The organism is Microbacterium sp. Cr-K20 (assembly GCF_000708325.1).
Classification (GTDB): domain Bacteria; phylum Actinomycetota; class Actinomycetes; order Actinomycetales; family Microbacteriaceae; genus Microbacterium.
The window spans coordinates 16,977-30,325 of the sequence record NZ_JARE01000070.1; the positions used below are offsets into that span (position 1 = coordinate 16,977).

Genomic DNA, 13,349 nt, shown 5'->3' on the forward strand with positions numbered 1-13,349 from the left:
GGGGAATGAGCGTTGAACGCACACAACGGGTGCTGCGCGCGATCGCACGGGCTGACGCTCTGCGCCAGCCAGCCTCGGCACTTGTGCCACAGGGATTTGCGTGCGGGTCTTGCAAGAGTTGCAATGGGGCCAGATTCACGTAGTTACGTGGAGCCCTCCGCTCGAGTCCCCACTGTACCACCACGCACGTCGACGGCGAGCAGGAGCGCCTCCCACGGGGTGTCGGTGACTCGATCGGCCAGCTCCACCGCGTCTTGACGGCTGCCCGGCCCGTCGGCCAGCACGAGCACGCTGGGGCCCGCGCCGGACACGACGGCCGCGAAGCCCGCCTTGCGCAGCGCCTGCACGAGCCGCTGGGTCTCGGGCATCGCCTCGGCGCGGTAGTCCTGGTGGAGTCGGTCGGCCGTCGCGTCGAGCAACAGCTCAGGACTCTGCATCAGGGCCGCGATCAGCAGCGCAGAGCGCGAGACGTTGAACACCGCATCCGCCGTGGAGACGTGCGGAGGCTGCAGCGAACGCGCCTGCGAGGTCGACATCGTGTACGCGGGGACGAGCACGAGCGGCGAGACGCCGCGGTGCACGAGCAGCTTCTTGTGCTGAGGCCCGCGCTCCCCCATCCACGCGATCGTCAGTCCGCCGAACAGGGCAGGGGCCACGTTGTCGGGGTGCCCCTCCAGCTCGGTGGCGAGACGGAGGAGGTCGGCATCGTCGATCTCGACTTCGCCGTCGAGCAGTCCCTTCGCCGCGAGCACGCCGGCAGCGACGGCCGCACCCGAAGAACCGAGTCCGCGACCGTGCGGCACGCCGTTCTCGGCGATGATGCGCAGGCCGGGCATCGGACGGCCCGCGTCGGCGAACACGTACGCGATCGTGCGGACGATGAGGTTCGACTCGTCGCGCGGGATCTCGGCAGCACCGGAACCGGTCACCTCGATCTCGAGTTCACCGGCCGGCAGCGCCGTGACCTGCAGGGTGTCGTAGATGCTGAGCGCCAGGCCGAGCGTGTCGAATCCGGGTCCGAGGTTCGCGCTCGTGGCGGGCACCCGCACCTCGACGGTGCGGCCTTCGACCGGGTTGCCCTCGGCGGGGGCGAGGGCTGACGCCATCGTCACTCGCCTTCCACCCGGAGCACCGAGACGACCCGGGCGACGACCGCGCTGCCGGCGAGAGCGTCGACCGTGGCGCTGAGAGCCTGCTCCGTCGCGCGGTGCGTGCCGATGATCAGGCGGGCGGTCGGCTCGTCTTCTCCCTCGACGGTCTGCACGACCGTCGCGACCGAGACTCCGCCGTCGCTGAGGATCCCGGCGACCGTGGCGAGCACGCCCGGCGCATCCGCGACCTCGAGGGTGATCTGGTAACGGGTGGTCACGTGTCCGATCGGGACGACCGGAAGGTTGGCCCTGGTCGACTCGCCGACCCCGACGCCGCCGGCAATGTGACGGCGGGCGGCGGAGACGACGTCACCCAGCACGGCGGAGGCGGTCTGGACACCACCCGCTCCTGCGCCGTAGAACATCAGTGAGCCGGCGGCCTCGGCCTCGACGAAGACGGCGTTGTTGGCGCCGTGCACGGATGCGAGGGGGTGCGAGTTCGGCACGAGCGCCGGGTAGACGCGCACCGAGATCGACTCGGCGCCGTTGGCCTCGATGCGCTCGCACACCGCGAGCAGCTTGATGACGAAGCCCGCAGCGCGGGCCTCCTCGATCATGGACGGCGTGATCGAGGTGATGCCCTCACGGTAGACGGCCTCGAGCGGCACGGCGGTGTGGAACGCGAGGCTCGCGAGGATCGCGGCCTTCTGCGCGGCGTCGTAGCCCTCGACATCAGCGGTCGGGTCGGCCTCGGCGTAGCCCAGGCGCTGGGCGTCGGCGAGCACGTCGGCGAAGTCGGCGCCCTCGGAGTCCATCCGGTCCAGGATGTAGTTCGTGGTGCCGTTCACGATGCCCATGATGCGCACCACTCGGTCGCCGGCGAGCGAGTCGCGCAGCGGGCGGATGATCGGGATCGCTCCGGCGGCTGCGGCCTCGTAGTAGACGGACGCGCCCACACGGTCGGCGGCCTCGAACAGCTCGGGGCCGTGCGTGGCGAGCAGGGCCTTGTTGGCCGTGACGACGTCGGCGCCGGAGCCGATCGCCTGCAGGATGCTGGTGCGCGCCGGCTCGATGCCGCCGATCAGCTCGATCACGATGTCGGCGCCCAGGATCAGCGACTCGGCGTCGGTGGTGAAGAGCTCCTTGGGCAGGTCGACGTCACGCGGAGCGTCCACGTCGCGCACGGCGATGCCGGCGAGCTCCAGTTCCGCACCGGCACGGTCGGCCAGCTCGTCGCCGTGGCGCAGCAGGAGCGCCGCGACCTGCGAGCCGACCGCTCCGGCACCCAGCAGTGCCACACGAAGTCGTCGGTATTCAGTCATGGTTGCTCCTTCGGAGGTGGGTCATTGGTCTCCCTCGGGGGCTTTCGCCCCGTCGATGCCCGCGTCGCGGGCGAGCACGTCGTCGACGGTCTCGCCGCGGACGATGACCGTCGAGTGTCCGTCGCGCACGGCGATCACCGGCGGACGCGGTACGTGGTTGTAGTTGCTCGCCAACGGGACGCAGTATGCGCCGGTGGCCGGCACGGCGAGCAGATCGCCCGGCACCAGATCGTCTGGCAGGTACTCGTGGTCGACCACGATGTCGCCGGATTCGCAGTGCTTGCCGACGACCCGACTGAGGCGAGGCTCACCGGACCCCGCGCGCGAAGCGAGGCGCGCCGAGTACTGGGCGCCGTACAGCGCAGGACGCGCGTTGTCGCTCATGCCGCCGTCGACGCTCACGTACCGGCGCACGGCACCCGTCGCCACGGTCACGTCCTTGGTGGTGCCGACCTCGTAGAGGGTGACGCCCGCGGTGCCGACGATGGCACGGCCGGGCTCGAACGACAGGGCGGGAACGGGGATGCCGCGTGCGGCGCACCCCTCCGCGACCGAGGCGACGATCGCATCGGCGAGTTCCTCGATCGGGGTCGGGTCGTCGACGCGCGTGTAGGCGATGCCGAAGCCGCCGCCGAGGTTGAGCTGCGGGACCGGACCGCCTTCGAGCAGAGTGGCGTGCAGGTCGAGAACGCGGGACGCGGACTCGCGGAAGCCGGCGACGCCGAAGATCTGCGAACCGATGTGACAGTGCAGCCCGGCGAACACCAGACCGGGGATCTCGCGGATGCGCGCGACCGCCTTCTCTGCCTCCGGGAGCGGGAAACCGAACTTCTGGTCCTCGTGGGCCGTGGCGAGGAAGTCGTGGGTCTCGGCGTGCACGCCGCTGATCACGCGGACCAGCACGCGCTGGGTCGCACTGGTGCGCGCCGTGATCGCTGCGAGCCGTTCGATCTCGATGGCGCTGTCGACGATGATCGTCCCGACGCCGACCTCGACGGCACGCTCGAGCTCGGCGACCGACTTGTTGTTGCCGTGGAAACCGAGCGAAGCCGGCGCGACGCCGGCGGCGAGGGCGACGGCCAGCTCTCCCCCCGTGCAGACGTCGACGCGCAGCCCCTCGTCGACCATCCAGCGTGCGATCGTCGTGCACAGGAACGCCTTGCCCGCGTAGTACACCTGCGCGGTGGTGGAGTTGGCGGCGGCGGCGCGATCGAATGCGAGTCGGAACCGCCGTGCGCGCCCGCGCACCTCGTCTTCGTCGAGCACCTGCAGCGGCGTGCCGTAGGTGCGGGCGAGGGTGGTGGCGCTGACGCCGGCGATGTCGAGCACGCCGTCGGCATCACGCACCGTGGATGCCGGCCAGACGCCGTCGGCGAGGTCATTGGCGTCATCGGGCACGGCGAGCCATTCCGGAGCGAGCGAATCGGCAGGGAGAAGCACTGATCACCAATCGTGGGAAGGATCTCGGGCGGGGTCGCACACATCGAGGTTGACCCGATTCTAGGGCACCGGCCGCGTCTCCCTGGTCATGGTGACGCGCCGCGTCAAGCCCCTGCAACAGCCCGTCTCCGCCTCCTAGGGTGGGGGCGTGGCGAACACTGAAACGACGAAAGACCCCTCCGCGCGTCCGGGGCTGATCCCCCGCATCACCGGACCGGTCATCGCGTGGGCTCTCGCGCGCCGGCCGGTACGCGCGGCGCTGTTGTACACCGAGCGCCGGGGACCGATGCTCGCCGACAGCGTCACCTATCGCGCGCTGTTCAGCGTGTTCGCAGGGGTGCTTCTGGGCTTCTCGATCGCGGCTCTGTGGCTCGCCGGGAACCCGGTGGCATGGCAGGCGATCATCGACGCCGTGCAGTCGGCCGTGCCCGGGCTCATCGGCGAGGACGGTGTGATCAAGACGAAGGACCTCCAGGCTCCCGCGTCCCTGTCGCTCGCCGGGATCATCTCGCTCATCGCTCTCGTCGGCGCGGCACTCGGTGCCATCGGCTCGCTCCGCACGGCCGTGCGGGTTCTCGCGGGCACGCTGCAGGACGACATCCTCTGGATCTGGGTGATCCTCCGCAACCTCGCACTGGCCATCGGCATCGGCCTGGCGTTCATCCTCTCTGCCGCCGTCACCTTCGTCGGACAGCTGGGTGTGTCGTGGATCGCTGACTTCCTCGGGCTACCCGCGGATGCGCCGGTCGTGGCCTGGACCGTGCGCCTGCTCTCCCTCGTCGTCGTGTTCGCTCTCGACACGGCGATCATCATCGGCGTGTTCCTCCTCCTCTCCGGGGTGCGACCGTCGAAGCGGTCTCTCTGGTCGGGAGCGCTGCTCGGCGCCGTGGGACTGCTGGTCCTGCAGGAGCTGTCCGGACTGTTCGTGGGAGGCGCGACGAGCAACCCGCTTCTCGTCTCCTTCGCCTCGCTGCTCGCGCTGCTGATCTGGTTGAACTTCTCGGCGCAGGTGATGCTGTTCGCGTGCGCGTACATCGTGACGGCCGAAGAGGAGAAGTCCGATCGCGTGCACGCCCGCTTCGCAGCGACGACCTTCGTCCAACGACGCCTGCAGCGCGCCGAGGTCGACGTCAAGGTCGCCACCGCGGAACTGCGCGCCGCGCAGGAGGCCGCGTCCGCCGAGAAGTCCGCCTAGCCCGCGCGTCTTCGTTGTGACCAGATCAGCTATTCTGGTCACAACGAGAGGACGACATGGACGCGCACCGCACAGTCATCGAACTCCCCCACGCCACGGTGTCAGCGCTGGAGTGGCGGCCGGTCGCGGAGACCGGCATCCCGGTGCTGCTCCTGCACGGCGGCGGAGCCGACAGCGCCGAGCTCTCCTGGGGCGAAGTCGGACCGGCCCTCACGCAGGCAGGGCACCGCGTCATAGCGCCGGACCATCCCGGCTTCGGACACAGCCCCCGGGCCGACTGGCCGCTCACGCAGGAGCTTCTCGTCCGACACGTCGGCGAGCTCGTCGACACACTCGCACTCAGCGACTACGCGATCGCCGGGCTCTCCCTCGGCGGAGGGATGACGGTCGGGCACCTGCTCGATCAGCCCGGCCGCGCTCGCACCGCCGTGCTCCTGGGCTGCTACGGTCTGATGCCCCGCCTCGCCGACGGTGTCCGCGGTCGCATCACCCATCTGATGTCTTTCCTCCTACTGCGCTCCGGGCTGCTGGGCGCGATGACCCGTTCGTACGCACGGAACCGCCCCGCAATGGAGCGCGGACTCCGCGATCTCGTGCGCAACCCGCAGGCGCGCACTCCCGAGCTCGTCGATGCGGTCCTCGCCGAAGCCGCCGGCGGCTCGAGCCTGGAGACGTTCGGCCAGTGGCAGCGCGATCAGGTGCTCTGGAATCGACTGCGAACGGTCTACACGGATCAGCTCGCGAGCATCCGCACGCCCACGCTGCTGGTGCACGGCGATCGCGACACCGGAGTCCCCCTCGCTCGCATCGAGACGGCAGCCGAACTGCTGCCATCGGCGACCTTGGAGGTCGCGCACGGCGCCGGCCACTGGGTGCAGCGCGACCGCCCCGACATCGTCATCCCGGCGATGCTCGAACAGCTGAGGAGTGCCGATGCCCCGACCACGCGTTCCTGACCGACGCGCGCGCATCCTCGATGCGGCCCGAACACTCGTGCTCGCGCACGGCTTCGATGCCATGAGCGTCGCCGCCATCGCCGAGCGCGCCGGCATCGCCAAGGGTGCCGTGTATCTGGAGTTCGCCGGCAAGCGTGACATCCTCGACGCCCTGCTGCTGCAGGGCAACGTGCGCATGGCCGACCGGGTCCGAAGCGAGCTGGGTGACCATCCTCGTCTCAGCGACGCCTGTCGGGCGACGGCTCGGGCGCTGCTCGACGACCCGCTGATGACCGCTGCGTTCCTCGACGATCGGGGCATCCTCGGCTCCCACGTCATGGAGGAGACCGATGGTCGCTACCGCGAGCGTCATCAGCGGGTCGTGCAGTGGTTCCGTGAGCTGCAGGAGCGCGGGCTGATCGTCACGGATGTCGATCCACGCACACTCGCTCTGGCGCTGTCGAGCACGACGATCGGGCTGCTGTCGGCGGCACGACTGCTCGGTCCGCTCGACCCCGCCCTGCTGGAGGGCACGATCGACACCATCGGGCGGATGGCCGCGGCCTTCGAGACGGAGACATGATGCACCTGGACACCTTCGGGCAAGCGGGCGAACCACCACTGCTGCTCCTGCACGGCGGGGGCGTCGCCGGATGGATGTGGGAGCCGATGCGCGCCCACCTGCCTCCGCAGGCGCGGGTGCTGGTGCCGGACCTCCCGGGTCACGGGCGCAGCGCGGCGGAGGACTATGCCTCCCACCACGACACCGTCGAACTGCTCGCGCAGATCCTCGAGGGCGAGGGCCGCCCGGCCACGGTCGCGGGCTTCTCGCTCGGGGCACAGCTCGCCGTGCTGCTCGCGGCTCTGCGACCCGACCTCGTCGAACGGGTCGTCGTGATCAGCGCACAGGCCGTGCCCCTGCGCATGACCGGACCGACTCTGGCACTGCTCGGCGCGACCGCAGGGCTCGCGAAGAACGAGAAGTTCGCGCGATTGCAGGCCCGGGAGCTCTTCGTACCGGACTCGCACATGGCCGACTACCTGCAGACATCGTCGGCCCTTTCCCGGGAGACGCTGCTCACCTCGGTCGAGGAGAACCTCCGATTCGTGCCGCCTGCGGACTGGGCGACATTCCCCGGGTCGGCGCTGATCCTGGTCGGAGCCGCGGAGAAGAAGCTCATGAGGCGCTCGGCCGCGGCGCTGCACGCAGCACTCCCCCAGAGCACGATCGAGGTCGTCGACGGCTGCGGACACGGCATCCCGCTGCAGAGACCCGAATGGCTCGCGCGGCGCATCACGGAGGCACGCGGCGGATGACCGTGCCGCTCCGAGCGGTTCAGCTCGGACAGACGCCCTTCTCCTGCAGCGACGTGTCGGTGACGATCGCGCCGTCGACGTCGATGTCGATCACTGCTGCGCCGTCGACGATCTCCAGCCCGGTGAGGGTGAGTCCGGCCGGCAGCTGATCGGCGATGCACACCCGCTGCGGTTGTGTCAGGCCCTCGCCGAGCGACCCCAGCGTCGAGCCGACCTGGTCGAGGTCGATGTCGAGTCCGCCGATGCTCGCAGCAACCGGCGTGAGCTCCAGGTCGCCCTCCACGGCACCGGGCGTGAGGGTCAGAGAGAGCGGTACAGCAGCCCCGAACACGCTGATCGAGCCGCTCACCGTCGCGTTCGGCGCCGCGAACTCGACCGACTCGACGGGCAGCTCGGTGCCGGCGAGCAGGGAGGTGAACTCCGCCTGATCGATGCGGATCGTGCCTGCGGCTCCGCCGAGGTCGCCGCCGCGCAGCGGGACTCCGGTCGCGGTGACGTCGGCCGCCCCCGTGATGCCCTCCAGCGTCACCGAGTCCGTCGACAGGTGCAGGGTGTCGAGGGAACCGCCGATGAGCTGCGGGAGCAGCAGGCCCTGCGTCTCCACGTCGAGCTGCTGATCGGCGGGGAGATCCAGCTGCTCGATGACGATCGACCGCACGATCCCCGGGAGCACCGCGCGCGCGATGAACTCGGCGGCGACCACGAGCAGCGCCAACACGACCACCACGATCAGCAGAACCCAGGGCCAGCGGCGGCGGGTGCGCGGCGCAGCATCGGCAGGCTGATCGGCGCCGTCCCTCGGGATCACGAGCGTCGGATGCTCGGCCGAGGCGTCCGGATACGGCAGGGTGTGGTTGTCGTCGCTCATGCCTGCCATCCTGCCGTACCCGACCGGACGGACGCGCGCATCACATGCGCTCGGGGGCGCGCACTCCGAGGAGATCGAGACCGTTGCGGAACACCTGACCGGCGGCGTCGTTCAGCCACAGACGCGTACGGTGCACGGTCTCGACCGGATCGTCACCCTGCGGGATCACACGGCAGTTGTCGTACCAGCGGTGGTAGAGCCCTGCGAGCTCCTCGAGGTAGCGGGCGACGCGGTGCGGCTCACGGACCTCGGCGGCGAATGCGACGATGCGGGGGAACTCCTGCAGCGCTCCCAGCAGGGCGGCCTCGGATTCATGCGTCAGCGTCTCCGGCGCGAACTCCGAGCGATCCACGCCCGAGTCGGCCGCATTCCGCGCGACGTTGTGCGTGCGGGCGTGGGCGTACTGCACATAGAAGACCGGGTTGTCGTTCGTGCGCTTCTGCAGCAGCTCGGGGTCCAGATCCAGCGGTGAGTCCGCGGGCGAGCGCTCCAGCGAGTACCGCAGCGCGTCGGTGCCCAGCCAGTCGAGCAGGTCGTCCATCTCGATGATGTTGCCCGCGCGCTTGCTGAGGCGGGCGCCGTTGATCGAGACCATCTGCCCGATCAGTACCTGGACGTTCTTCTCCGGGTCTTCACCCGCTGCTCCCGCGACCGCCTTCAGACGGTGCACGTAGCCGTGGTGGTCGGCGCCGAGAAGGTAGATCTTGTTCTGGAAGCCGCGGTCGCCCTTGTTCAGGTAGTACGCGGCGTCAGCGGCGAAGTAGGTGTACTCGCCGTTCGAGCGACGGATCACGCGATCCTTGTCGTCGCCGAAGTCGGTCGTGCGCACCCAGACGGCGCCATCCTCATCGAAGACGTGACCCTGCTCGCGCAGACGGTCGACGGCCTGATCGATCAGGCTCGTGCCCGATGCATCCTTCGCGTGCAGCGTGCGCTCGGAGAACCAGACATCGAACGGCACGTTGAATCGATCGAGCGAGCTCTTGATCTCGGCGAGCTGGAACTCGTAGGCGAGCTCGAGCGCGACGGACGACTGCTCGCTCTCAGGAAGCTGCAGCAGATCGGGGCGCGACTCGAGCACCCGGCCGGCGAGCGCCGCGATGTACGCGCCGGGATAGCCGCCCTCGGGAGTCGGTTCGCCCTTGGCGGCCGCGAGGATGGAGACGGCGAAGCGGTCCATCTGCGCTCCGGCGTCGTTGATGTAGTACTCGCGCACCGCACGCGCGCCGCTTGCGAGCAGCAGACGAACGATCGAGTCGCCCAGCGCCGCCCAACGGGTGTGCGCGATGTGGAGAGGCCCGGTCGGGTTCGCGGAGACGAACTCGACGTTCACACTGACGCCCTCCTGCGACATGTTCGTACCGTAGGCCGTGCCGGCGTCGACGATGACCTTGGCCAGCGCACCCGCGGCGGCGGCATCGAGACGGATGTTGATGAACCCGGGGCCGGCGACCTCCGCGCTCGCGATGCCGTCGACAGCGGCGAGACCGTCGGCGATCTGCTGCGCGAGCTCGCGCGGGTTCGTGCCGAAAGGCTTCGCGAGCCGCATGGCGATGTTCGATGCCCAGTCGCCGTGGTCGCGGTTGCGCGGACGCTCCAGCACGATGTCCTTCACGGAGACCCCGAGCGGCTCGCCGGGACGTCGTTCCTCGGCGATAGGAGCGAGGACGGCGAGGACAGCGGCGGCGAGGGATTCGGGGTTCATAGCCCCCTCAGTTTACGGGTCGGCGACCGGCCGTCCGACGGCGCGGGGCGCGCGGAATTCGCAATCGGCGCGCAGTGATCTACTCTCATCCCATGAAGGCCCCCGCCACCCGTCGTCGACTGCGCACCGCAGGGGTCGCCATCGCCCTCCTCCTCGCCGTCGCGGCAGGCGTCGTCGGCATGTGGCGGCCATGGACGCCACCGCCCTCCGCCGCCCCCGTGGGAGCCCCGGCCGCGGCCGCCGGCACGACCTCCGAAGCCATCGCGCCGGCTCCCCTCACACTGCCGGACCACCCGACCGTTCTGGTGTTCGGAGACAGCTGGACCTACGGCTCGGCGGCGACCGTCCCGACGCTCGGCTACGCGTACCTCCTGGCCGATCTGCTCGGCGGCGAGACGATCGTGAACGGCGTCCGCGGCAGCGGTTACCTCAAGCCCGGCCTCGACGGCCCGACCTTCGGAGAGCGCATCGCGGCACTCGACCCCTCGCTCGCACCCGACCTCGTGATCATCCAGGGCTCGATCAACGACCGGGCACAGGGCGTCGAGGGTTACCGTGAGGCCGTGACCTCGGCGTGGGACGCCCTGGCCGCCACGTATCCGGACGCGGTCATCGTCGTGCTGGGACCGGCACCGCACGAGCTGCCGGTCGGGGCGGCGACCGCGCGCATCGACACGGATCTCGGCGAACTCGCCGGGGCCCGCGGCTGGTGGTACATCTCCCCCATTGCCCGGAACTGGATCACCGAGCAGAACTACCTCGATGTGATCGACGTCGAGGTGGGGCGCAAGCATCCGTCCACCGACGGCCACCGGTATCTGGCCGAGAAGCTCGCCGCAGCACTCGAAGAGCTGCGCGCCGCGCCGGTCACCGAAGCGGGTGGGTCGGAGACGACCCCCGACGAGTGATATTGTCGATCGGTACGCCTCCGTAGCTCAGTGGATAGAGCGCCGGTTTCCGGTACCGTAGGTCGCAGGTTCGACTCCTGTCGGGGGCACACAGACCAACTGCACGACGACGAAACCCCGCCTGATCCAGGCGGGGTTTCGTCGTCGTGCACGTGGCGACGCCGACGGCTGACGCACTCCCTCACGCGGATCAGCCGGACGGGTTCTCCAGGGGGAACCCGTTCTCGTCCGTCGTGTCCGTCCCCGCGCCGGTGGAAGGCTTCTCCCCCACGACAGCCACATCATCTTCCGGCGCACCGCCGTCTGTGATCGTTCCCGTCGGCTCGCTGTCTTCGACGACGTGCTTCGCGCCGCGCTCCGCGGCGAGCGCCTCACCCTCCTCGATCGCCTCGTCGCGGCTGCTGTAGCTGCGCGAGAGTTCCGGAGCGCTCTCGACCTCATTCACCCACTGGCCGTTCTTCGACCTCGTGACTATCCGCAGCGCGTTCATCAGATGTCTCCGGTCCCGAGGTCGCCCTCGCCGTCCTCACCGATTTCGGCAAGGAGGGGGTCGTCCCCCTGGCTCTCCGGCTGCATCGCGGATCGGGGAAGGTCCTCCGCGGGCACCTCGTCGTCTGGAGCGGCGAGCTCATCCGGGTCGGCGCCCGTGGCGGTCGCCGGGTCGAGCACATCGTCGGTCGCCCCTCCATCGAGCGCCGTCGTCTGCTCCCACTCGGCCTGAGCCGGGTCACGGCCGTCCCCGACGGCTGTGGCATCCGCATCGCGCAGCGGCTGCACGGCATCCGCTCCGACTTCCGAAACGCCATCCGGTGTCGATTCCATCTCTCCTCCTTCGTCTCGGCGTCTTCGTCGCCGAATCGGCGACCACGATCAGTCTCACCCGACCGGACGATGAGGAGCAGGGGGTTGAGCCCACCGGACGAAGCGGCTATCTTCCGAACCGCCCGCGCGTCACCCACATCGTCACATCAGAGAGGAGTCGTAGCCGTCCGGCGACTCCGGCTCGTCGCCCGGCTCGAAAGCCGGTCCGGCCTTCGGCGTCAGCGCGTGCGCCCGCGCGAGCAGTCCTCTCGCTGCGCCCTCATCGTCATCGAGCTCCGGTGCCAGGCCGGCGTCGACCACCGCGATGGGAAGCATCGTTCCGAGCGCCAGACGGACGTGCGAACGCTCGCCGCCCGACCCGACGATGGGGATGTCGACGACGTCGGTACGTCGCTCCTCCGTCAACGCCAGCCAGTACTGCACCACCGCATCGGCCGTCGCGTCGCCGGTCAGATAGCTTCCGACCTGGGTGATGAGTGTCTTCATGGTCACTCCCTCGACTCGTCCGGATGCTTCGCCGCCGGGTCCGTGGCGGCGCTTTCACACTAGGTGGAGCCACCCCCGCACATGACCCCCTTGCGGATTCGGCCTCGCGGTGATTCAGTACGGATCCTCGACCGACGGTGACCCGGCTGGAGGTACACATCGCCGCCCTACGGTCGACGGCATCGCCCCCACCGGGTGACCGATGACTGTGAGATGACACCGCGGGTGCGACCCTGGAGGCGATTGCCGCCCACTCATCGAGACGCGAGGACCCGACATGACCGATCACAGCTCTCTCCCCTCTTGGCGCGACACCCGCACGCGCAGAGACATCGAGGCCTTCGTCGCCTCCGTCACGGAGGGCCCGGATGCGGTGCCGGTCGAGGAGCGCATCGCCGTGTTCGACAACGACGGCACACTGTGGTCCGAGAAGCCGATGCCCACGCAACTGCACTACGTGGTCGAGCAATGGCGTACAGCGGCGGAACGCGCGCCGGAGCTCGCGGAGCGGCAACCGTACCTCGCCGCGGTGAGCGGCGACTTCGGCTGGCTGAGCACGGCTATCGACAAGCACTACAGCGGTGACGACTCCGATCTGAAGACCATCATCAAGGCGCTCGTCGGCCTCACCGATGGAATGAGCGTGGAGGACTACGCGCTCTCTGTCGGGGAGTTCTATCGCACGGCGCAGCATCCGGCCCTGAAGCGGCCGTACGCCGACGCCGTGTACCAGCCGATGGTCGAGCTGCTCCGGTATCTGGAGGGGCACGGCTTCACCTGCTACATCGTGTCGGGCGGCGAGCGCGACTTCATGCGACCGATGACGCAGGCCAACTACGGCATCCCGCCGGAGCGCGTCGTGGGCTCGGCCTTCGGTCTCACCTGGGACGACGCCGACGCGACCGTGAAGTACTCGTCATCCCTCGCATTCTTCGACGACGGACCCGAGAAGCCGGTGCGCATCTGGAGCCGCATCGGCCGACGGCCGCTGTTCGCCGGCGGCAACTCGAACGGCGACACGGCCATGCTCGACTTCGCCCGCAAGGGACCCCGCCCCGGATTCGCGATCCTGATCCACCACGACGACCCCGACCGCGGCGACGCACCCTACGACGCGGGCGCGGAGAAGGCGCTCGCTGCCGCCGATGACGCCGGGTACACCGTCGTGAGCGTCAAGGACGACTGGGCGACCGTGTTCCCCCAGGCCGCTTCAGAGGTCGACGGCGCCTGAACGACGCAGGAGGATGCCCGGGGAGCGCG

Annotated in this window: 14 protein-coding genes and 1 tRNA gene; 7 read left to right on the forward strand and 8 right to left on the reverse strand. The window is 69.6% G+C overall.

Annotated features, from left to right (window positions below):
* Positions 1-143: 143 nt before the first annotated feature.
* From thrB to lysA, 3 genes are read right to left on the reverse strand one after another with little or no spacing between them, the layout of a single operon-like run.
* Positions 144-1,106 carry a homoserine kinase gene (thrB, locus tag GZ67_RS0116955; RefSeq protein WP_029261874.1) on the reverse strand — a complete coding sequence of 321 codons (963 nt, stop codon included), beginning with the start codon at positions 1,104-1,106 and terminating at the stop codon, positions 144-146.
* 2 nt (positions 1,107-1,108) lie between these two features.
* On the reverse strand, positions 1,109-2,413 hold the full coding sequence (locus GZ67_RS0116960; protein WP_029261875.1) for a homoserine dehydrogenase: 1,305 nt from the start codon (positions 2,411-2,413) through the stop codon (positions 1,109-1,111).
* Between the two features lie 21 nt (positions 2,414-2,434).
* Positions 2,435-3,853: a diaminopimelate decarboxylase gene (gene lysA, locus GZ67_RS0116965; RefSeq protein ID WP_029261876.1), complete on the reverse strand. Its 1,419-nt coding sequence runs from the start codon at positions 3,851-3,853 to the stop codon at positions 2,435-2,437.
* Between the two features lie 148 nt (positions 3,854-4,001).
* Between lysA and GZ67_RS0116970 the strand changes: the two genes are divergently transcribed.
* Genes GZ67_RS0116970 through GZ67_RS0116985 form a run of 4 tightly spaced genes read left to right on the forward strand, consistent with a single transcriptional unit; the run spans position 4,002 to position 7,300 of the window.
* Positions 4,002-5,048 carry a YihY/virulence factor BrkB family protein gene (locus GZ67_RS0116970; protein ID WP_029261877.1) on the forward strand — a complete coding sequence of 349 codons (1,047 nt, stop codon included), beginning with the start codon at positions 4,002-4,004 and terminating at the stop codon, positions 5,046-5,048.
* Positions 5,049-5,104: 56 nt separating this feature from the next.
* Positions 5,105-6,004: an alpha/beta fold hydrolase gene (locus GZ67_RS0116975; RefSeq protein ID WP_029261878.1), complete on the forward strand. Its 900-nt coding sequence runs from the start codon at positions 5,105-5,107 to the stop codon at positions 6,002-6,004.
* Positions 5,982-6,566, forward strand: coding sequence for a TetR/AcrR family transcriptional regulator (locus GZ67_RS0116980; RefSeq protein ID WP_036303387.1), 585 nt, complete (start codon positions 5,982-5,984; stop codon positions 6,564-6,566). The genes GZ67_RS0116975 and GZ67_RS0116980 overlap by 23 nt, the downstream gene beginning before the upstream one ends.
* Positions 6,563-7,300, forward strand: a complete 738-nt coding sequence (locus tag GZ67_RS0116985; protein WP_231481853.1) for an alpha/beta fold hydrolase — start codon at positions 6,563-6,565, stop codon at positions 7,298-7,300. Before GZ67_RS0116980 ends, GZ67_RS0116985 begins: the two co-directional genes overlap by 4 nt.
* A 19-nt stretch (positions 7,301-7,319) precedes the next feature.
* On the opposite strand, the gene GZ67_RS0116990 is transcribed toward GZ67_RS0116985, so the two are convergent.
* Positions 7,320-8,168 carry an LmeA family phospholipid-binding protein gene (locus tag GZ67_RS0116990; RefSeq protein ID WP_029261881.1) on the reverse strand — a complete coding sequence of 283 codons (849 nt, stop codon included), beginning with the start codon at positions 8,166-8,168 and terminating at the stop codon, positions 7,320-7,322.
* Between the two features lie 40 nt (positions 8,169-8,208).
* Positions 8,209-9,873 carry an arginine--tRNA ligase gene (gene argS / locus GZ67_RS0116995; protein WP_029261882.1) on the reverse strand — a complete coding sequence of 555 codons (1,665 nt, stop codon included), beginning with the start codon at positions 9,871-9,873 and terminating at the stop codon, positions 8,209-8,211.
* Between the two features lie 92 nt (positions 9,874-9,965).
* Here argS and GZ67_RS0117000 point away from each other — a divergent pair, with 92 nt between their 5' ends.
* Both GZ67_RS0117000 and GZ67_RS0117005 read left to right on the forward strand, forming a co-directional pair.
* A complete protein-coding gene (locus GZ67_RS0117000; RefSeq protein WP_231481854.1) occupies positions 9,966-10,781 on the forward strand; it encodes an SGNH/GDSL hydrolase family protein in 816 nt (271 codons plus the stop codon).
* Positions 10,782-10,797: 16 nt separating this feature from the next.
* Positions 10,798-10,870 (forward strand) — tRNA-Arg (locus tag GZ67_RS0117005).
* Between the two features lie 101 nt (positions 10,871-10,971).
* Here the strand turns inward: GZ67_RS0117005 and GZ67_RS0117010 are convergent.
* From GZ67_RS0117010 to GZ67_RS0117020, 3 genes are all read right to left on the reverse strand, one after another.
* The gene (locus GZ67_RS0117010) at positions 10,972-11,271 is read right to left on the reverse strand and encodes a DUF2188 domain-containing protein (protein WP_081860039.1); all 300 of its coding nucleotides are present in this window, start codon (positions 11,269-11,271) and stop codon (positions 10,972-10,974) included.
* On the reverse strand, positions 11,271-11,603 hold the full coding sequence (locus tag GZ67_RS0117015; protein WP_029261885.1) for a hypothetical protein: 333 nt from the start codon (positions 11,601-11,603) through the stop codon (positions 11,271-11,273). Before GZ67_RS0117015 ends, GZ67_RS0117010 begins: the two co-directional genes overlap by 1 nt.
* A 141-nt stretch (positions 11,604-11,744) precedes the next feature.
* The gene (locus tag GZ67_RS0117020; RefSeq protein WP_029261886.1) at positions 11,745-12,089 is read right to left on the reverse strand and encodes a hypothetical protein; all 345 of its coding nucleotides are present in this window, start codon (positions 12,087-12,089) and stop codon (positions 11,745-11,747) included.
* A gap of 277 nt (positions 12,090-12,366) precedes the next feature.
* Here GZ67_RS0117020 and GZ67_RS0117025 point away from each other — a divergent pair, with 277 nt between their 5' ends.
* Entirely contained in the window at positions 12,367-13,320 is a 954-nt protein-coding gene (locus GZ67_RS0117025; protein ID WP_029261887.1) for an HAD family hydrolase, read from the forward strand.
* Positions 13,321-13,349 lie beyond the last annotated feature (29 nt).